Annotated in this window: 18 protein-coding genes; 14 read left to right on the forward strand and 4 right to left on the reverse strand. The window is 45.0% G+C overall.

What is annotated here, in order from left to right; translation table 11 throughout:
- Positions 1 to 5 precede the first annotated feature (5 nt).
- From AACT19_RS01330 to phnE (AACT19_RS01380), 11 genes are all read left to right on the forward strand, one after another.
- Complete coding sequence (locus AACT19_RS01330) at positions 6 to 842, forward strand: SGNH/GDSL hydrolase family protein (protein ID WP_076644871.1); 837 nt, start codon at positions 6 to 8, stop codon at positions 840 to 842.
- Positions 843 to 932: 90 nt separating this feature from the next.
- A complete protein-coding gene (locus AACT19_RS01335) occupies positions 933 to 1,838 on the forward strand; it encodes a LysR family transcriptional regulator (protein WP_076644872.1) in 906 nt (301 codons plus the stop codon).
- A gap of 91 nt (positions 1,839 to 1,929) precedes the next feature.
- Positions 1,930 to 2,937 carry an N-acetyltransferase DgcN gene (dgcN, locus tag AACT19_RS01340; RefSeq protein ID WP_076644873.1) on the forward strand — a complete coding sequence of 336 codons (1,008 nt, stop codon included), beginning with the start codon at positions 1,930 to 1,932 and terminating at the stop codon, positions 2,935 to 2,937.
- A gap of 57 nt (positions 2,938 to 2,994) precedes the next feature.
- Positions 2,995 to 3,981 (forward strand): N-acetyl-D-Glu racemase DgcA, encoded by a 987-nt coding sequence (gene dgcA / locus AACT19_RS01345; RefSeq protein ID WP_076644874.1) that lies wholly within the window; start codon positions 2,995 to 2,997, stop codon positions 3,979 to 3,981.
- Positions 3,982 to 4,363: 382 nt separating this feature from the next.
- Positions 4,364 to 6,337 carry a sensor histidine kinase gene (locus tag AACT19_RS01350; protein WP_076644875.1) on the forward strand — a complete coding sequence of 658 codons (1,974 nt, stop codon included), beginning with the start codon at positions 4,364 to 4,366 and terminating at the stop codon, positions 6,335 to 6,337.
- Positions 6,334 to 7,686 (forward strand): sigma-54-dependent transcriptional regulator, encoded by a 1,353-nt coding sequence (locus AACT19_RS01355; RefSeq protein ID WP_017076895.1) that lies wholly within the window; start codon positions 6,334 to 6,336, stop codon positions 7,684 to 7,686. The genes AACT19_RS01350 and AACT19_RS01355 overlap by 4 nt, the downstream gene beginning before the upstream one ends.
- Positions 7,687 to 7,999: 313 nt before the next feature.
- Positions 8,000 to 9,220, forward strand: a complete 1,221-nt coding sequence (locus AACT19_RS01360; RefSeq protein WP_029222231.1) for a glycerophosphodiester phosphodiesterase family protein — start codon at positions 8,000 to 8,002, stop codon at positions 9,218 to 9,220.
- Positions 9,221 to 9,520: 300 nt separating this feature from the next.
- Entirely contained in the window at positions 9,521 to 10,561 is a 1,041-nt protein-coding gene (gene phnD / locus AACT19_RS01365; RefSeq protein ID WP_004732989.1) for a phosphate/phosphite/phosphonate ABC transporter substrate-binding protein, read from the forward strand.
- 129 nt (positions 10,562 to 10,690) lie between these two features.
- Positions 10,691 to 11,461, forward strand: a complete 771-nt coding sequence (phnC, locus tag AACT19_RS01370; protein ID WP_076644876.1) for a phosphonate ABC transporter ATP-binding protein — start codon at positions 10,691 to 10,693, stop codon at positions 11,459 to 11,461.
- Positions 11,449 to 12,273 carry a phosphonate ABC transporter, permease protein PhnE gene (gene phnE, locus AACT19_RS01375; RefSeq protein WP_004732992.1) on the forward strand — a complete coding sequence of 275 codons (825 nt, stop codon included), beginning with the start codon at positions 11,449 to 11,451 and terminating at the stop codon, positions 12,271 to 12,273. The genes phnC and phnE (AACT19_RS01375) overlap by 13 nt, the downstream gene beginning before the upstream one ends.
- The gene (phnE, locus tag AACT19_RS01380) at positions 12,273 to 13,076 is read left to right on the forward strand and encodes a phosphonate ABC transporter, permease protein PhnE (RefSeq protein ID WP_004732994.1); all 804 of its coding nucleotides are present in this window, start codon (positions 12,273 to 12,275) and stop codon (positions 13,074 to 13,076) included. The genes phnE (AACT19_RS01375) and phnE (AACT19_RS01380) overlap by 1 nt, the downstream gene beginning before the upstream one ends.
- Before the next feature lie 176 nt (positions 13,077 to 13,252).
- Here the strand turns inward: phnE (AACT19_RS01380) and AACT19_RS01385 are convergent, their stop codons facing one another.
- From AACT19_RS01385 to hpf, 3 genes are all read right to left on the reverse strand, one after another.
- Positions 13,253 to 14,032 carry an HAD-IIB family hydrolase gene (locus tag AACT19_RS01385; RefSeq protein ID WP_076644877.1) on the reverse strand — a complete coding sequence of 260 codons (780 nt, stop codon included), beginning with the start codon at positions 14,030 to 14,032 and terminating at the stop codon, positions 13,253 to 13,255.
- A 109-nt stretch (positions 14,033 to 14,141) separates the two neighbouring features.
- A complete protein-coding gene (locus AACT19_RS01390; protein WP_004732998.1) occupies positions 14,142 to 14,297 on the reverse strand; it encodes a DUF3012 domain-containing protein in 156 nt (51 codons plus the stop codon).
- Between the two features lie 278 nt (positions 14,298 to 14,575).
- Complete coding sequence (hpf, locus tag AACT19_RS01395; protein WP_004733000.1) at positions 14,576 to 14,932, reverse strand: ribosome hibernation-promoting factor, HPF/YfiA family; 357 nt, start codon at positions 14,930 to 14,932, stop codon at positions 14,576 to 14,578.
- Between the two features lie 420 nt (positions 14,933 to 15,352).
- Between hpf and AACT19_RS01400 the strand changes: the two genes are divergently transcribed.
- A complete protein-coding gene (locus AACT19_RS01400) occupies positions 15,353 to 15,937 on the forward strand; it encodes a hypothetical protein (RefSeq protein ID WP_076644878.1) in 585 nt (194 codons plus the stop codon).
- Positions 15,938 to 16,348: 411 nt separating this feature from the next.
- Positions 16,349 to 17,779, forward strand: coding sequence for a YfcC family protein (locus AACT19_RS01405; RefSeq protein WP_076644880.1), 1,431 nt, complete (start codon positions 16,349 to 16,351; stop codon positions 17,777 to 17,779).
- 121 nt (positions 17,780 to 17,900) lie between these two features.
- Here AACT19_RS01405 and glgC read toward each other — a convergent pair whose 3' ends face one another.
- On the reverse strand, positions 17,901 to 19,121 hold the full coding sequence (glgC, locus tag AACT19_RS01410; RefSeq protein WP_017087095.1) for a glucose-1-phosphate adenylyltransferase: 1,221 nt from the start codon (positions 19,119 to 19,121) through the stop codon (positions 17,901 to 17,903).
- A gap of 399 nt (positions 19,122 to 19,520) precedes the next feature.
- Between glgC and ompW the strand changes: the two genes are divergently transcribed.
- On the forward strand, positions 19,521 to 20,174 hold the full coding sequence (gene ompW / locus AACT19_RS01415; protein ID WP_076644881.1) for an outer membrane protein OmpW: 654 nt from the start codon (positions 19,521 to 19,523) through the stop codon (positions 20,172 to 20,174).
- Positions 20,175 to 20,306: the final 132 nt, after the last annotated feature.

Genomic DNA, 20,306 nt, shown 5'->3' on the forward strand with positions numbered 1-20,306 from the left:
ACACCATGGAAGACAAGCAATTACTTGCCGCGCTGCAACAACACCCTGTCCTCGATCTGTATCAGTTATTCCAAGAAGTTGGTCAAAATAGTTCTCTATACGCACTATTAGAGAGGTTATCTTCCCTTAAAGAACACCACCAACTGAGTACTCGTCTTAGCCCTTTTAAGCCACACATCGAAGGGTTACTGGCTCAATTTGATGGCACTACGCCGGATAGTGATATCCTCAAGGCAGTTGGTCTTCAGTCTGAGATTCAGCAACGAGGCCACAGCATGAGCCGTTACATCATGACATCAGACAATCACCGTCATTTCTCTCCAAATGCAGACTTAGTGATGTTTGGTGATTCGATCACTGAATGGGCACCGTGGGCGGATATTTTCCGCGATGTCTCGATGGTCAATCGCGGCTTAGCGGGTGACACCACAACTGGTATGTTGCGCCGTATTGATACCACGTTGAATGTGAAACCAAAGCTTGTATGTTTTATGGCAGGGATAAACGATTTAGCTCAAGGTTATGATGTCGAACATATCTACCAGAACTACATTGATATGCTTAAGGTGTGGCAAGAAAACGATATTCGCATATTGGTGCAATCAACGCTTTATGTCGGTTCTAAACTGCAAGGTTTGAACCCTTCAGTGGAACTGCTCAATAGCAAGATAAGCGAGTACTGTTCTCAGCAAGGCATTGCGTTCTTAGATGTGAATTCTGTATTGTCACCTAATCAGCTTTTGTCGAATGCGTACTCATGTGATGATTTGCATTTGAATGCGAAGGCTTATCAAGCTTGGTCAAAAGTGCTCCAGCCTAAGATTGAAGAGCTATTAAACTAAACTTACTGCTTACTATTTATTAATAGGTAATTGAGCTTTTAGCTCTATGCCTGAAGTTGTTAGTTTTTCGTGAATCATAAGGACATCAGTTTGAACCTAAGACAGTTGGAAGTCTTTTACGCCATCATGCAAACCGGCACCGTATCTGGAGCCGCACGTAATCTGCATGTGTCACAACCTAATGTGACTCGTATTTTGGCGCATACAGAGCAACAACTTGGGTTTGGATTGTTCGAGCGTGTCAAAGGTCGGTTGGTGCCAACGGTCGAAGCAAAAACCTTATTACCAGAAGCAGAAAAGGTCTATCAACAGCTGGGGCAATTTCGATCTCTGACCAACAAAGTGAAGCAAGGCCATCAGCATTTACGTATTGGTGCGCCACCGATTCTGGCGACCAAGTTGCTGACGCCAGTGATTGCTCAAATGTCTCGCGAGCAATATTCCAGTAAACAAGAGCTCTCTTTTGAGTTACTGACAGCAAACCGTGATGAACTGTGTGCTGGGCTGTTAAAGCATGAGCTTGATATTGCTATCGCATTTGGCGATGAAACACCGCCTGCCATATTAAGTGAAACACTCTTAACTGAATCACTCAAGGTTTTGGTTCCATCCAATACGGTTGAGCAGTTACCGGCAGAATTAACGCTAGATGATCTTATCAATTATCCGCTGCCAATCATCGGGCTTGATAGCCGCGATCCATTAGGCCTCCTGTTACATCAAAGCCTTATTGCACGCGATGAGCATTATCACCATCCGATATCGGTACGTGGATATAGCGCGGCGGCGGAACTGGTGAAGCACCAAGCTGGGTTTGCGATCGTTGACCCGTGGACGGCAGAGCAGTATCAAAATGACGATGCGGTTTGTGTGTTGCCACTTCAACCAGATATCCAATTCTCGGTATCGATGCTTTGTGCAGAGCACACCCCTCAGTCAATTTCCGTTAAGCAATTTATCGCTTCATTGAAGAGCCATATTCACCCTATAACTTAAGGTTATAGGCTCGCCATAAATAGGTATTCGGCAGCTACCTAATTCCTAATTAAAGTAAATCCATACAAGGATTTATTAATTAGGAACACTTATGTCTATCGCTCAACCTTACCTTCTTTTTCTTGGGGATGTTACTGACCCACTCGCCGCAAAAACAGCTCGTGGTATTTACCAATGGCGACCAGAAATCTGCTTAGGCCAGCTGCGTTTAACGGGCGATACCGTTTCACTGGGCTTAATGGACATGACCTTGCAAGAGGCGCAAGCGCAGGGGGCGAAAACGCTAGTGATTGGCACCGCAAATCCGGGGGGCGTCATTCCTGATTCTTGGCAGTCAACCATAATGGCCGCTGCAGAAATGGGATTTGAGATTGCATCTGGCATGCATCAACGATTGAGTGAATTTTCACCGCTTGCTGACATGCAGCAACAAGGATTGACTAAGCTTCATGATGTACGCCATTTTGATGGTTCTCTAAAGGTTGGTAACGGTAAGCCTCGTCAGGGTAAGCGCCTGCTTACTGTCGGAACAGATTGCTCAGTAGGCAAAATGTTCTCGGCATTAGCGATTGAAAAATCGCTTAAACAAGCGGGAACATCTGCTCAGTTTAAAGCGACAGGGCAGACCGGTATTTTGATTGAAGGCAGCGGAATTTCGATTGATGCTGTGGTTGCGGATTTTATTTCCGGCGCGGTTGAAGCGATTAGCCCCGAATTTACCACCCACGAGTGGGACATCATTGAAGGGCAGGGTTCTTTGTTCAACCCTTCGTTTGCAGGCGTGAGTTTGGGGTTATTGCATGGTGCACAAGCCGACGCTTTGGTGTTGTGTCATGAAGTCGGGCGACCACATATTCGTAACCTTCCTCACGCTCAATTGCCAAGCATAGAACAGACGATTGAAGCCAATTTACAAGCGGCACGACTGACGAATCCAGATGTGAAATTGGTTGGCATCTGCTTGAACACGTCGGCAATTAGCATTGAAGACGCTGAGACATTATGCCAAGAATGGACCACACTCTATCAAGTGCCCGTGACGGACCCTGTGCGTTTTGGTGTACAACACATTACTGATCATTTGCGACATTCACTTTAACGACTTCATCATTTCTACGTTTCCATTTGTTAAAGCGAACATCAACCGAGTGAAATTATGAAGATTACAGCAGAACCCATTACTATCGCGATGCAAACGGCTTTTCGCATCTCTCGTGGCAGTCGAACTGAGTGTCACGTTGTTCGTGTTTATATTGAACATGATGGCAAACAAGCCCAGGGAGAGTGCACCCCTTACCCACGATACGGCGAGTCATCGGAGTCTGTGTTAGCGCAAATCCAACAAGCGTCTAGCGCACTTGAAGGTATGTTTGAGCGAGGCGTTACCGATCCGGCAGAGCTAAGAGATCATCTTCAGTCTTTATTGACCGGAGGGGCAGCGCGAAATGCGGTCGATTGTGCGCTTTGGGAGCTTGAAGCCAAACAACATGACCAGGTCTTCCCAAATAGCCTGTTTGAGTTACCGAATCAAATCGTGACAGCAATGACCGTCTCGATTGGCACTCCAGAAGCGATGGCGACTCAGGCTCGAGACTATGTCGTAAATGGAGCAAAACTCTTAAAAGTGAAGCTTGATGGCGAGCAAGTGGTAGAGCGTGTTCGCGCGGTACGAGAAGCGGCGGCAGATGTTCAGATTGTACTGGATGCCAATGAAGCGTGGACGGGGCTGAATCTCGAAGAGTTGTTTAATCAACTGACAGAATTTGATATTGCGATGATCGAACAACCTCTTCCACAGCAGCACGATGCGTCACTGGCACACATCAATCACCCGATCCCACTGTGTGCTGATGAAAGCTGTCATACCACTTCACAGCTCTCATCGCTGTTGGGTAAGTATGAAATGGTCAACATCAAACTCGATAAAACGGGCGGTTTGACTGAAGCATTGGTTCTTGCAGAAGAAGCCCAAAGGCTAGGATTTACGCTGATGTCTGGTTGTATGCTCGGAACTTCTTTGGCGATGCGTGCAGCTCTGCCTATCGCCGTTCAATCTGAAATCGTCGACCTTGATGGCCCGGTCTTACTTGGCCAAGACGTTTCTCCTGCTCTGACTTATCGCGATGGGATGATTATTCTCTAAGTTCGTTGAGCCTCGGGTTAGTCGATGGACATGACATAAATGAAATCGCATGAGTGAAAGCTTGTGCGATTTTTTAGATCTCTAGACCTTAACTTATTAAATAATCAAAGGTTTTTACTGCTTGATTGAGCGCGCTATTCGTATAATTTACGGGCGTATTGATAAAGTAATCACGTTTCTGTCGGTGCGGTCACTTTCTATTATCGCAAAACAGACAGCTCAAGCTTTATAAAACAATTGTTATGATATCTTATGTGAAATGTTAATGATTACTCTTCATTTAATAGCTTCACTAAAGCTATTCGATGCAAGCCCAAGTAAGGCTCACACCCTAACTGATTGAATCATTGACAGTTCCTGTTGATTATTTGATGAGAAGAAGGTGGGGCGAGTGAGTAGTCATGTCTCCGAGGTTGTAGAAAATAAGGATAGTTTCGAGCGCCCGTTCTCGATCAAAATTCCACGTCGTAAGTGGTTTGGTTGGAAAGGTATTGAGCTGCGCTTGGTACTTGCGTTAGCCATGCTATCGATGACCACTATCTTCCTCTCGGTTGTCTCCAGCTTTACCTTCGATGATTTAAACCAACGTCTTGTTGAGCTAAAGGAGAGTGAAATCCCGGCCTTAGATAATGCCGCACGCCTAAATGATATGGTGCGAGTGATTATCACAACATCTTCTCAGCTCAGTGACGCTGAATCGAATTTAGAGCACAAACAGGCGATGCTAAAAATCGAAGACGCTATTTCTGTGATGAATAGCGTTATGGTTCAGTTCCCGGACTATCACTCCTATTTTAAAGATCTTATCGCCCAAGTTAATAACAGCCTTAGCTTGTTGTATCAAAGTGAAATTGAGTCAGAACAGCTCAACCAAGAACTTCGTAATTTGCTCGAAGGTTTTTACCCGCTACTGCAACAGGCCAGTGATTCACTTGATAGCCTACCTGAGTCTGCCAAAGATCAAATCCAGTACACACAGCTCAAGTCTCTGCTTTATTACCAATTAGGCTTGGTCGAAAAGCTGTATAACGACTCCAGTTTTAATGAACTGGATTACACCAGTTTGCGATTAGAGCAGGTAGGGGAAGAGTGGTGGAAGCTCTGGGTCAGTGGTGATTTAAGAAGTAATTTTCCTCAATTAGATCATCAACTCACGGTGATTTATAACCTTGCCTCAAGCGATAGCAGCTTGTATGGGATGAAAAACAAAGCGCTCGATCATCTTTATCAAGAGCAATACTTCCTGCAAAACAGCCGTGAGCATTTGAACCAATTAACCGTGCAGATCGAAAGCAACACCAGCAAGGTGAATAGCAATATTGACCAATCGATTCAGCAGGCGCAGCAATCTTTGCAATCTAGCCAGCGTATTTCTCTCTTCCTTTCTCTATTTAGCGTGTTGGCTGCCGCTGCTATTTCATGGTTCTACGTGCGTAAGAGCATTTTGGAAAGACTTTTACAGCTTAAAGACAACATGTTTGCGATTTCTACCGGCCATTTAGATACCGAAGTGTCCATTCGTGGCAAAGACGAAGTGACGCAAATGGCCAAGTACCTAAAGGTATTCCAAACCACGGCCAAAGTCGTTAAGCAAACCAACCGAAAATTAGAAGCTGAAGTGGAAGAGCGCACCCTAGCCGAAGCTAAGCTGCGAGTGACTCAAGATGAGTTAATCCAAGCAGGAAAATTGGCTGCATTGGGGCAACTCAGTGTCGGGATAACGCACGAGATTAATCAACCTCTGACGGCTGTGAATAGCCACGTTCGAAGTGCTCAGCTTTGGCTCGGTAAAAATAGACCAGACAGAGCACAAGAGAATCTTAACAAGATCGAGGTCTTGTTAGATAAAGTGGCAGCGATAACTCGTCACTTGAAAGCCTTCTCACGTAAGAGCGACGGCAAGATTGATAATGTGGAACTAGAGAAGGTGATTGGTGATGCGATTGATCTGTTCGAAACCAGACAAAGCTCAGTATCGATTCAGTATTTACCGCAAAGCTGCCTGACGGTTCGAGCCAACAGCATACGCTTGGAACAAGTGCTGGTGAACCTCATCAGCAATGCTCTGGATGCCATTGAGCATAAAGAGCAGCCTCAACTTAGTATTGCTACGCAAGTGCTTTCGAACACCACTCAGATTTTGGTTAAGGACAACGGACTGGGCATACCTGAAGAAGATATCCCGTATTTGTTTGACCCATTTTATTCCAGCAAAACAACAGGTAAGGGGCTTGGGCTAGGCTTGTCTATCGCATACAACATAATAAAAGATTTTGGCGGCTCGATTCACGTGGAATCGGTTGAACACCAAGGCACCACCTTTATCGTCACTCTACCAAAAGGCACAGGTTCATGATTTCAGAAAAACACATAGTTCTTATCGACGATGAAATAGATGTCGTCGAAGCCGTGAGCGAAATGTTAGAGCTAGAAGGGTTTAGTGTCACCACCTTTACTGATCCCAACCTTGGCCTAAAGTCGCTTAAAGCAAACAGTCAGTCGGTTGTGCTGTGTGACGTGCGCATGCCGAAAGTGGACGGTTTGACGTTGTTGAGCTCAATCCAACACCGTGCCCCGAATGTGCCCGTTTTATTGATGAGTGGCCATGGCGATATTCCAATGGCGATCGAAGCGATGAAGTTGGGCGCTTTCGACTTCCTAGAAAAACCGCTTAATTCGAGTGAGCTGGTGGAGAAGCTTGATTTGGCGATTACCCAGTGTCAGCACAGCTGCCCGTCAACCTCGGATGGTGATGAGCAAGAGGATTTACCGATTGAATCTGTGGTTATTGGCCAATCAAAAGCGATGGATACCATACGTAAGCAAGTGCTCGCTTTAGCGCATACTGGCGTCGACACCATCATCAACGGAGAAACGGGAACGGGCAAAGAGGTGATAGCTCAAGCTCTGCATCAATTCAGTCGTCGTAAGACTAAGCCATTTGTCGCGATTAACTGTGGTGGCATGACAGAGAGCATTATTGAGAGTGAGTTGTTTGGCCATGAAGCGGGTTCGTTTACTAGCGCGAACAAGAAGCGTATTGGCAAAATAGAACAAGCCAATGGCGGCACTCTGTTTCTCGATGAAATTGAGAGCATGCCGATTGCGGTACAAATAAAACTGCTGCGCGTGATTCAAGAGCGAATGATTGAGCGTGTTGGTGGTAATGAGTTGATACCTGTCGACATCGTCGTGGTCGCAGCCAGTAAAGCCGATCTCGTGAGCTTGAGTGAGTCTGGAGAATTCAGAGCCGATCTCTTCTATCGATTGAACATTGCGAGCTTAAACCTTCCGGCACTGCGCCAACGAAAAGAAGACATTCAGGTGCTGTTTCGCCATTTTGTGATTCAAGCGAGCCACAAATATAAGACGCGCCCATCAACGATTTATCCTGAGCAGATACAGCAGCTATGTCGGCATGAATGGCCGGGTAACGTTCGTGAACTACGTAATGTCGCTGATCGATTTGTGTTGGGTATCGTCGGCGATGGCTTCGATCTTCAATCGCCAATTTGTGAAGCGTCCGGAGAAGATTTCGCTTTTGAAAAGCAGATGGAGCAGTACGAAAGGAATGTACTGACGGAGGCGCTAATAGAAAGCGCAGGTAACATTAACGAGGTATCAAGTAAGCTGAATTTACCGCGTAAAACCCTTTATCGAAAAATGAAGAAACACCAATTAGATAAAGAGAGTTTCAAAGCCTAATTCGTTCAGGTGTTTGTTAAATGGAAAACCAAAATCAAAAGCAAAACCAAAGCCAAAAGAAAAAGCACAAGACAACAATGACCCATTTGGTTTTTAGTCGAATGGCTAACTGTTTCAAGTGATTGTAATAAAAGAGCTTTAACATCTGGCACAAAGCGTGCAACCCCTACATTGTGGCGTCAGCCCACACGAGGTTATTCGGTGTTGAGTCAAAAAACATATGACAGCTATCTATATATGACAGCTATCCAACATTGAATGATCGAATAAAGGACATTAGAAAAATAATTGCTTGTTGCAAGGAGATACAAACATGAAGCAAATACTGAAAGGTTCGATTGCTCTGATATTAGGCATGAGTTCAATAACGGCATGGGCCGCTGCAGAACCAGCAAACTTAGGACCTCGTCCCCTCTTTTTAGTCAACAATATGGATGAGAGCCCTTTGAAAACTAAGCTGTTGAGTTGCAGCGAAGGACCTTTTCATCGTAGTGATTTTTCTATTGGGCATCGCGGAGCTGCGATGCAGTTTCCTGAGCACACTAAGGAATCTTATTTAGCGGCGATTCAAATGGGCGCAGGCGTTGTCGAGTGTGATGTGACCTTCACCAAAGATAAGGCGTTGGTATGCCGTCACTCGCAAAGTGATCTGCACACGACGACCGATGTATTAGCACACCCAGATCTTGCGAAGAAGTGCTCAACCCCGTTTACACCAGCTAATCCAGCGACAGGCGAAGATGCTCAGGTTGAGTGCCGTACTTCTGATTTCACGCTGGCTGAGTTTAAGACGCTCAAAGGTAAAATGGATGGTGCGAACCCAAAAGCCACCACGGTTGAAGAGTACATGAACGGGACTCCAGGTTGGAGAACCGATCTTTACAGCCAAAGTGGTACACTGATGACACACGCAGAAAGTGCAGCACTGTTTAAAGAGCACGGCGTGAAGGTCACTCCTGAATTGAAATCAGCAGCGGTAGATATGCCTTTCAATGGATTTAGCCAAGAGATGTATGCGCAGAAGTTGGTGGATGAACTGAAAGAGGCGGGTTTCAAGCCTTCTGAGACTTACCTGCAGTCATTCAACTTGGATGATGTGAAGTATTGGATCAACGAAACACCGAAGTTCGGCAAACAAGCGGTTTATCTTGATGACCGTGTTTATGAGCAAGCGGACTTTGTCGCGTCTGTTGAAAACATGAAAGAGCTACACGATGCGGGCGTGAATATCATCGCACCACCTCTGTTTGCTTTGGTTGAACTTGATAAGAACAACGAATTAGTGGCGTCTAACTACGCGAAACTGGCTAAGGATGCAGACCTCGACATTATCGCATGGACACTGGAACGTTCTGGTCCGCTAGCGCAAGGCGGTGGTTGGTATTACAAGAGTGTGAAAGATGGCATCAACAATGATGGCGATATGATGAAAATGCTTGATGTGTTGGCACAAGATGTTGGTGTGATGGGCGTATTCAGCGATTGGCCTGCAACGGTAACTTATTACGCTAACTGCATGGACAGCGACGCATAGGCGATTCTGAGAGCGCTGTTACGTCGCTAATTATAGCGTTTGTATAGAGAGCGCTTAGCCAAAGAATAATAAGAGAAAAAGCAGTGAACCAAAGAGCCTTCGGGCTCTTTTTTTACCACTGAAATCGGCGAGACAGAAATGACCCAAATGATGGGTTTTGAGTTGGACACGAATGACTCAAAAGTAATTTGAAAGTGTGGGTTTTTATTTAAGTAACTGAAATTAAAGATATAAAAAGGTGGCACAAAGGCTGCAATAGTGAAGGTGACTTTCAACAATAAGTAAAAGTAAGGTTTGAATATGAAAATCAGTGTTAAAGGACTGTTAATCGCTAGCTCATTACTACTTCCTTCAATGGCTATGGCAAGCGACTGCTCTAGTCGTGGTGTGTTAGACGATCGATACTGTGATGAAAACCAAGATTTGGTGGCCGATTCACCAAAGAATCCAGATGAGTGGAATGACCCAAGTACGCTTGTGTTTACTTACACGCCAGTAGAAGACCCTGCGTTGTACAAAGATGCGTTTGCGGATTTCCAAGCTCACCTAAGTAAAATCACGGGTAAGCGAGTGATTTACTACACAGTTCACTCGAACTCTGCGCAAGTAGAAGCGATGCGTTCTGGTCGATTGCACGTTGCAGGTTTCTCTACGGGCCCAACAGGCTACGCAGTTAACTTAGCAGGTTACGTTCCAATTGCGGTGAAGGGCGATGAGTCTGGCTTCCAAGGCTACAACCTAATCACGATTGTGCGTAAAGACAGCGGCATTAACAAAATGTCTGATCTGAAAGGCAAAAAGGTTGCACACACTTCTGCATCTTCCAACTCTGGCAACCTAGCTCCACGTGCGTTATTCCCAGCGAAAGGTTTAGTGCCAGATGAAGATTACAAAGTACTTTACTCAGGTAAGCATGACCAATCGATTCTAGGTGTCTTCAATGGAGATTATGACGCAGCACCTGTGGCATCGGACGTGTACGATCGTATGGTAGCAGCAGGTCGTGTTGACGATTCTGAACTGAAGATCATCTACCGTAGCCCACGCTTCCCAACGTCTGCGTTTGGTTATGCTTACAACCTAAAACCAGAGCTAGTTGAGAAGATCAACGAGGCTTTCTTTAGCTACCGCTTTACACCAGAAATGAGCGCATCGTTTAAAGGTGCCGACCGTTTCTCGCCAATCAGCTACAAAGAAGAGTGGGATGTAATTCGTGATATCGCTCATGCGACAGGTACGGCTTACACCAAAACTGGCTTGAAGAAATTGGCTGAAAAAGATGCGGCTAAACGCGCAAAGAAAAAAGCCGCTGAGCTAGCAAAACAAGCAAACAACGGCTAGTTCTTAGTTCTGTTGGAAGGCTAAGTTTTAGAAAGACTTAGCCCTTTAAAAACACCTACTTCAACTAAATATCTATGCCCTCGCGGGTAGGGCATAGATCATTCGAAAATTCGCACAAGGAAATGCAGTATGGCCGTAGCAAGCTATGAAGGAATAAAGATAAACAACCTTTTTCACGAATACGTGGCAGGCAAGCCAATCCTTAAAGGCATCAATATTGATATCGATGAGCCGGGTATCATCGCGATTATCGGCCCATCCGGTACAGGTAAAAGTACGCTTCTGCGCTGTATCAACCGACTCAACGATCCAAGCCAAGGTGAGATCATATTTGATGGCGCAGACCTGACTCAACTAAAAGGCCAAGCGCTACGTAAACAGCGTCGACATATCGGCATGGTGTTTCAAGAATATAACCTCGTGGAACGTTTAACGGTTATCGAGAACGTGTTGAGTGGCCGTTTGGGTTACATGACCGCTTGGAATGCATGGCGTCGCAACTACTCTGCGCAAGACCTCGCCAAAGCGTTCGAGTTACTTGAATTTGTTGGCCTGCAAGACTTTGCTAACCAACGTGCCGACAGTTTATCGGGCGGCCAAAGACAGCGTGTCGGTATCGCTCGCGCAGTAATGCAAGACCCATATATCTTATTGGCGGATGAACCGACGTCATCACTCGACCCGAAAACCGCGGTTGAGATCATGGAGTTGATGGAGACATTCGCAGAACAGAAAAGCATTCCCGTGTTGGTTAACATCCACGATGTGAACTTAGCCAAGCGTTATGCCAAGCGCATCATCGGCATGTGTAACGGTAAAGTTCATTATGACGGTAGCCCTGAAGGGATCTCAGAAGAAGATCTAAAAATCATTTACGGGGGTGAGTCATGGCTGGATTAACCCCAAGTTCATCGCCAAGCGTACCGTCAAACCAGTCGCCAGCGAAGCATGAAAACCCGTTCAAAACCTCATGGACTAACCGAGCAATCATCGCTGCAATCATTGGCTACCTGTTTTACAGCTTTGCGACGTTAGGACTGACTTTTGATCGTTTGGTCATCGGTTTTGGTGAAAGTGAGCGGTTACTATCAAGAATGTTCCCGCCAGATTTCTCGCGTACTAATCTACTGCTAAGTGGCTTAGCGGAGAGCTTGCAGATAGCGATCATTTCGAGTTTCTTCGGCATCGTCATCTCATTGTTTCTTGGCTTGTTAGCTGCGAGAAATATGATGCCTTCAATCGTATCGACGCCAATACGTTGTTTCATCGCACTATGTCGCTCTTTTCACCCGGTGATTATCGCAATCCTATTTGTGAAAGCGGTAGGCTTCGGTGCCCTAGCTGGGATCCTGACCTTGGTCTTCGCATCGATTGGTTTTATTGCCAAGCTTTTTGCAGAAGCGATTGAAGAGATCTCTTTTAAACCGGTTGAAGCGATTAAAGCAACCGGTGCCAGTTTTATCAGCGTCATTTTGTATGCGGTAATGCCTCAAGTATTTACTCGTTTTATTGGCTTTGCTAGTTACCAGCTTGATTCAAATCTACGTAACTCAACCATGGTTGGCATTGTGGGTGCGGGCGGCCTTGGCGGTACGCTTTTCTCGGCATTCCAACGCTTTGACTACGACTTCGTCGCTGCTATTTTGATCACCATTATCGCATTGATTCTTGTGGGTGAATTTCTTTCCAATATTGTTAGGAGAATCTTCTAATGACAACTGCATCTATCGATAAAGAGTGGCAGCGTTTTACACCCAACGAACGTGTGGCTCGATTTGCCGTTTACCTGAGCTTAGTGTGTGCGATTGTTTGGTCTTGGCAGACGGTTGAAGTGATTCCTGAGTTCCTATACGACGCGCCAGCGCAGTTTGCTGACATGTTCGAGCGTATGGTGCCAGTGGACTACGCTTTCTACCCTGAATCAATCCACGCAGCGATGATTGAAACACTGCACATTGCGACGTTAGGTACCTTGTTTACCTTGATATTTGCGATTCCATTGGCGTTGTTGAACGCGCCAAATATCACACCTAACAAAGCGCTGAACTGGGTGGCTCAATTCTTTCTGGTGTCTTCACGTTCTGTGAACTCATTGGTTTGGGCTTTGTTGTTTATCGCACTATTTGGCCCCGGTGTTCTCGCAGGCATTATGGCAATTGCCATTCGCAGTATCGGCTTTGTAGGGAAGCTGTTAGCGGAAGCGATTGCCGAAGTGAACATGGGGCCTATCGAAGCTCTGCGCGCAACTGGCGCTTCTTGGATGAGCATCTTGCTTAAAGGGTATTGGCCACAAGTTATGCCCGCATTCTACTCCATCGTGTTGTTCCGTTGGGACATCAATGTGCGTGAATCTGCGGTATTGGGGTTAGTGGGCGCTGGTGGTATTGGCGTAGTGCTCAACGATGCGCAGAACCTTTTCGAGTGGCAAAAAGTATCAATGGTGTTGGTGAGTATTTTTGCAGTGGTTATCGTTGCAGAAGCAGTGGTGATCCACATCCGTAACAAACTCATATAAACATATGGTGCAATGCAGCGTGTTTTGTGTGATGTGTCAAAGTTAAGAGCTTATCTAGCATTTTGAAGCTCAAACGACCCTAGGTACTTCGGTCTACCTAGCGGTCGTTTTTTTATGTCTATTGAGTGACCTAAGACCTTGTTAGAAGTAGAAGGGCGTGACTCGTTTTTAAGTGTCTAGCTTTTAACTGCCAGCAGCGCATCCACAAATTCTGCAAACCCATAGCCACCTGGCTGCGACATCACCTTACTTGGATGATGATCTAACTTATCCCAATAATGCTTAATGTTTGCCACGCCAACGGTGAGTGGTAGTGATTCGAACATCTGTTGATCGTTCATTGAATCGCCGACATAGCAGGCTTGATTGTGGATTTGCTCAAGCGATAAGCCTTTATTAGTAAGGAAACGGTGCACGGCGTTTTTCTTTGAGTGTTCGCCATACCAAGCATTGATATGAATCGAACTTGCCGTCGCGTGTGCGCCTAAAGCGTGTATTCTTTCGAGTACCGCTTGAACAGTTTCAGGATCAACAGGCTTACGGTTTTGGCCGATATCAATCGCGACCTCACACAAGCGGTAAGATTGATCCAAAGTTAGCGATAGGTCGGGGTAACTCAACAAGATCGCTTCAACTTCTTGTTTTAGCTTAGCTTGGTTCTGACGCACTTGTTCTAAAGGTGTTTCAGATGAGAGTTGTAATGCACCATCTTGCTTCTCTAGTAAGAAGGCGCCGTTCTCTCCAAGCACGGCATCGACAGGCCAAAGCTGCGCAATATGGTCACACCAACCAGCACAGGCTCCCGTTACTGCGACCACTTTGATTCCATTGTCTCTCAGCTTTTGTAACGCAATCAGGGTTTCTGGAGGGAGTGAACCTTGCCAAGTGAGCGTGTCATCGACGTCGGTTAATACCCAGTTGATGTGTTGCCAGTCATTACCTAGTTGGTGTTCCATCCTCAAACTCACTTATTCGGGTTTATTGTGTTGCGTGGAGTGCTCAGTTCGTCGTAAAGCGTCTTTCACTCAGTGTTACTAAGTGTCGTTAATTAATGCTTAACCGTGTTTAGAAAACACAATGTTTAGCAAAATCACCGGCTTCATTGGCAGTCCAGTCGCCTTTCGGCTTTTCTTTCATATCTGTACACCAAGCTTCACTGCCCACTTCTGTACAAGCCATCAGTTGAGTCGCTAGAAATAGAATTAGCGCGATTTTTTTCATAATAAACATTCCTTTATTCTCTAAATCTCTGCTTATAACTGTACCAAATACGACTAGAGATTGTTATAGCAGCCAGTGACATAAGTTTGCTAAAAACGATATAGAGTTGGACTTGGTTCTAAGATGGGAAGTGAAGGGGTTAGGCCGTCGCGATAGTCAAAATCAAAGTAATAGATTGATAAAGAGATTGAGGGGGGATCGAAAAAGCCAGCAACATGTGCTGGCTTTGAAATTCTTGTGCGCTTCTATTTGTTAGTGCGCTTTAACTACTTGTCGAGTTATACCAGTTTCATCTCTTGGATGATGTCCGAAGCGATTTCTGGCTTCGTGCTCGTTGGCTTCTCGTGTAGGTCTGCTTTCAATTGTCCCTTACGGTTACTTAGGCCTGCTTCAAGTTTCTTGAGTGCTGCAGCGATAGCTGGGTACATAACATCGTCTGTAGATTTTGCTGTTACTCGTACACCTTCGTAGTTGGTGAATACTTCTACCTGATGTTGACCGTGTTCTTTAGTAATGATGATGTCGCAACTGATCAGTGATGGGAAATGGTTCGATATCTTCTCGAATTTACTTTCGATGTCTTTGCGTGACTCGTCGTTAATTGATACGTGATGTGTTTGAACATTTATTTTCATAAATCATACCTTTCCAATGACTGTGTCATTTAAACGTAGCAAACATCGGTGAGTTTAACCAACTGCGAAATAGCACATGTGTGATTCACTTCAGTGTTATCAAATAATCTCCCATTACTCCCTTGAAAGTCCGATGAACTGGTCGCATATTATGTTTCGTGAATTTCAAACGTGTTTAAAAACCCCTCACCTTTGAAGTATTACTCCAATTCACTCTGTCAACTTAGTTTTTATCGCCCTAATCACGCATCACTCCAAATACTTATTCTAGTCTGCTTTTATAAATCCACATCCATTTTAGTGAACAAAACATACTTGCTCTGTTGATATCACAATTACTGATATAAAGAACAATGAGATATTGAGATGAATTTTAGTACGGGATACTCTAACAGCCATCTTCTATTTGGATCCGTTATCATGAAAATGCCTGTTAAATTCGCTGCAATTGCAGCTTCCCTTTCTTTCGCTTTCAATGCCTTTGCTGCCCCAGTTGAATTCCAGAAGATCCCTGAGATCATGCAGCAGTTTGAAACTGCAGAACTGTACGTTAAGAAGTCGGTCACTCTAGGCCGTTTGCCAGCAAAGTCTGAAATTGGCATTGATTTCCCTACCTATGTTTCAGACGGTGAGGGCGGTTACAGCATCGAGACAAATAACGTAATGACAGATTCTGTTGTTATCGCAAGCATGCCGAAAGCGATTGTGGATGATGTTTTCAACCAATGGCTAGTACCTAAAGAGACATGGATCAGCAGCTACGGATCTTTGCCAACCTCGACCACTGAATTTAAGCCCTTTAAGCGTATTAAAACCATTAAAGCGATTAAGATCGATGCTGAAATGCTTGAGCTGTTAGGCAGTGAAGATGGCAACACGGCGATGATCAAAGTGAGCTGGGATGAGAAGGGAATGAAGGTCTATAAGGATGGTTACTTAGCGGATTATGAGTACGGGATTGCCCCTCATGAGATGCAAGAAAACTATGAGCTAGCGCCTAAGTAATTCAGTTCAATGTAAGAAAAGCGCCCAGTTTTTGCTAGGCGCTTTTTTTAAGCCCACCAAAACATGACGGAACTCACACTTTTCTGACAATTTACCGCTCGTTGTGTTAGCATGCGCCGCTTGTCTTTGTAATTGATAAAAAACATATTACTCAGCGGATTTCTTTGTTTATCTGCCGTAATGACCTCATTCAGTTTGGCCTGACTTGGCTGAACATCTGCATTTTGCTCGGACGCAAAGAGAGTAGTACTCACTACTTCACTATGTACATTTGAGAGCACCATCTATCAAAGGCCTTTTTGAAACAGCCTAAATTAGCGCGAACTTAGTTCTGCGTGAAGGGTTTCGTTTTTCCAAAAATCCCTCTCGGCGGCTAAGTACTCCTTAGTTGCTGACAAGTAAGGAGTCTATATGACGACTACGGTATCTACGTCCGTACCTACATCTCAAGCTGGTAACACAGCTCCGATAGAGAAAGAAGTAAACCACCCGTTTCTCTCTTTGGTTATCATGGTGATTGTTGCTGCAATCGCAACTTACTTCATCCCTGCTGGTGAGTTTGAACGAGTGGTCATGAATGGCCGCACGGTTATCGACCCAGACAGTTACACACTATTAGCCAGTAACCCAACAACATTAGCCTCTTTTTTCGAATCATTTTTTAAAGGCTTCAAATCCGCTTCTGGTGTGATGGGTGTTGTGGTATTCGTTGGTGGTGCTTTCGGCATTATCAAACACATGGGTTTGTTAGACGCATCCGTCGTTGCGCTAACCACTAAGCTAAAGAAGCAAGGCTTGTACGTGATTGCACCTGTGATCATGACGGCGATCTTCTTCAACGTCACCTTCACGGGTATGCGTGAGCTTGATGTCATTTTTATCTCTTTGATGATCCCTATCTGTATCAAACTTGGCTATGACGCGATAACGGCACTTGGTGTTGTTTTACTGGCAAGTTGTGCTGGTTTTGCAGCTGCGCTAGCTAACCCATTCTTCACAGGTATCGCACACACTATTGCTGAACTGCCTATGTATTCAGGCATGTGGTACCGCTTTATTGTTGGCATGTTCATGTTGTTAACGGGGGCTTGGTATGTACTTAATTACGCGCGCAAAGTTAAGCAAGATCCAACCAAAGGTTTGTTGCATGGTACGGGTTACCACTATGAATCTAGCGTTGAAGTGAAAACACTGACTACTCGTGAAAAGCTTGCGGGCATCGCGTTCTTGGGTGTATTCGCATACATGATCTTCGGTACGCTGACGATGGGTTTTGGTTTCACTGAGATTGCGGGTGCATTCGTGGCAATGGCGATCATTCCGGGTTTGGTGGCGGGTTTATCTCCGAACAAGATTTGTGAGTATTGGACCAAAGGTGTTAGCGATGTATTGGTGGCAGTACTGATCATCTTCTTCGCTCGCTCAGTGTTGACCATTATGGAAGATGCGAAGATTGTTGATTCTATTATCTTCTATCTTGCACAGATCATTTCTGGTAGCTCTAAACTTGTGGCAGCAGCAGGGATCTACTTCTCGCAGGCTGCGATCAACTTATTCATTCCGTCGGGCAGTGGCCAAGCTGTGATCACTATGCCAATCATCATTCCATTGGCAGATATTGGTCAAGTGACTCGCCAAGTAGCAGCACTTGCTTCTCAATTGGGTGATGGTATTTCTAATTATATTTACCCAACCAACGGTGGCTTGTTAGCGGTATTGGCTATTGCAAAAGTGCCTTACACCAAGTGGGTTCGTTTCTTCTTACCGCTGTTCTTGTTTTGGTCAGTGGGCGCTTTGATTTCCGTTGTGATTGCTCAAATGATTGAGCTAGGGCCTTTCTAAGGTTTCTGTTTAATCGAATGCATGGACAGTTAAGGCTTAACTGAAGCCGTGTGAGTAAATAAGAAGGCAGCGAATTCGCTGCCTTTTTTTGTTTAAAGAAAAGCTATTCTAACGTCAAAGATTATTCTTCAAATTGGTAAGAAGAGGGCACCACAATGACGCCTTTTTTCGATATATGAAAGCGTTTAGCGTCGGCAAGCCTATCAATGCCGATTTGGGTTCCATCTGGCACTTTTACGTTTTTATCGATGATGCAGTTCTGAATGTGGCAGTTTCGCCCAATCTCGACGTCTTCAAACAGAATACTATCAATCACAATCGCGGCATTGCTGACTTTGACCTTAGGGAAGAAGATGGAGTTTTGCGCCGAACCCCCTTCAATCACCACTCCATTCGCGATCATCGAGTTGATGAATATCCCTTGGTTTCCTTCTACAGAAGCAATGGTTCGCGCAGGTGGAAGTTGCGGATCATAGGTGCGAATCGCCCAATCCGGTTGGTATAAATCGATAGGCGAGGCCGGTTTCAACAGATCCATATTGGATTGGTAATATGAGTCGATAGTACCCACATCTCTCCAGTACGCATCTTGGGTCACTCGGCCTTCTTCATCACCAAACTTGTGCGCGTAAACACTGTTGTTGCCGACCAATTTAGGAATGATGTCTTTACCAAAATCGTGGCTTGAGTTCGGGTCTTCGGCATCCGCCAGTAGCGCTTGTGTTAACACCTCTTTATCAAAAACGTAAATACCCATTGAAGCCATGCTTCGAGTCGGCCTACCGGGCACACATGCTGGGTAACGTGGCTTTTCGGTAAAGTTATTGATCTCGAGAGATTCGTCTATCTCCATCACACCAAATTCTTTGGCTTCGTCAATCGAAACCTCCATGCACGCTACGGTTAGATCGGCCTCGTTCTTTTTGTGCTGCTTGAGCATTGGCGCGTAATCCATGCGATAGATATGGTCGCCTGATAACACCACCACATGTTTAGCTTCACTACGAGAAAGCAGATACAAGTTTTGATAAATCGCATCGGCTGTACCGCTATACCAACTATCACCGGTTCGCATTTGTGGGGGAACATTGGTGATGTATTCGCCGAGCTCGGGGTTAAGCACCGACCAACCATCCCTTAAATGTTTTTGCAAAGAGTGAGACTTGTACTGAGTCAGTACCAGAATTTGGCGAAGCCCAGAATGCAGGCAGTTCGCGAGAGTGAAATCGATGATTCGATATTTGCCACCAAAGGGCACCGCAGGTTTTGCACGGTTATCGGTGAGGGGAGAAAGCCGAGAGCCAACACCGCCGGCCAGAACGATTGTTAGAGTGTCTTGCATGGTCAGAACCTCAATGTATTTATGATTATGAACATAGACTTGCAAGCACTAAGCCAAATGTAACTCATTGAATATTAAGCGAGGTGAGGCTGATTCTTGTAGATCTGCACCAAATTGATGCGTACGAGATATTGGCTTGCTCTATTTTGATCCGAAGAGATCCGGGCAAAGTGAGGAGGTGAATTAACAAGATGATGCACGGGAAAGTTGCATTACAAAACTGTCAATAAAATGAAGGAATAAAGTGATCGGGTCGATATAAATTTACATAAATAATCACAACTTTTCACAAATTGATTTCCATCAATAAAGTAGGGTTATTATATGCTACCTTGCACGCAAAATAAGAAATGATTACTCATTCACCAATAAAAATTAAGCCCTCAAAAGGAAATTATAATGAAAAAAACAGTATGTGGTATTGCGGTTATTGCGGCTCTTATGTCAACCAACGTTCTTGCTCATAAAGAAGGTGATTTCATCATCCGTGCAGGTGCAGCAATGGTATCTCCAAACGACAGCAGCGGCTCAGTGCTTAACAATCCAGACCTAGAGTTTTCAGTAGATTCAGATACTCAGCTTGGCCTTACTTTCGGCTACATGTTCACTGACAACATCAGTTTTGAAGTATTAGCAGCGAGCCCATTCTCACACAATATTTCTGTAAATGGCTTAGGCAAAGTTGCTGACACTAAGCACCTTCCACCAACATTTATGGTTCAGTACTACTTCGGTCAAGCGAACAGCGACTTCCGTCCTTATGTGGGTGCGGGTATCAACTACACGGTATTTTTCGATGAAAGTTTGAATGGCACGGGTAAAAGTGCAGGCTTAAGTGACCTATCTCTTGACGATTCTTGGGGCTTGGCGGCTAACATCGGTATTGATTACATGATCAATGAAGATTGGTTCCTAAACGCATCAGTTTGGTATGCAGATATTGGTACTACAGCTAAGTACAAGCAGACTGTTAATGGGACGACAACACAATACTCAACAGACGTTGATATTGACCCATGGGTATTCATGATTGGTGGTGGTTACAACTTCTAAGCCATTTAATCAGTTTATTAAAGGCGCTCAAGCACCAGCCAGCTTGGGCGCTTTTTTTTGCTTGCTTGTTAATGAAATGCTCACTCCAACTTATTGTTGTTATGGGTAAAGAAAACTGATTGTTGTCATTTA

Source organism: Vibrio sp. 10N.222.47.A9 (assembly GCF_963872585.1).
GTDB lineage: Bacteria > Pseudomonadota > Gammaproteobacteria > Enterobacterales > Vibrionaceae > Vibrio > Vibrio splendidus.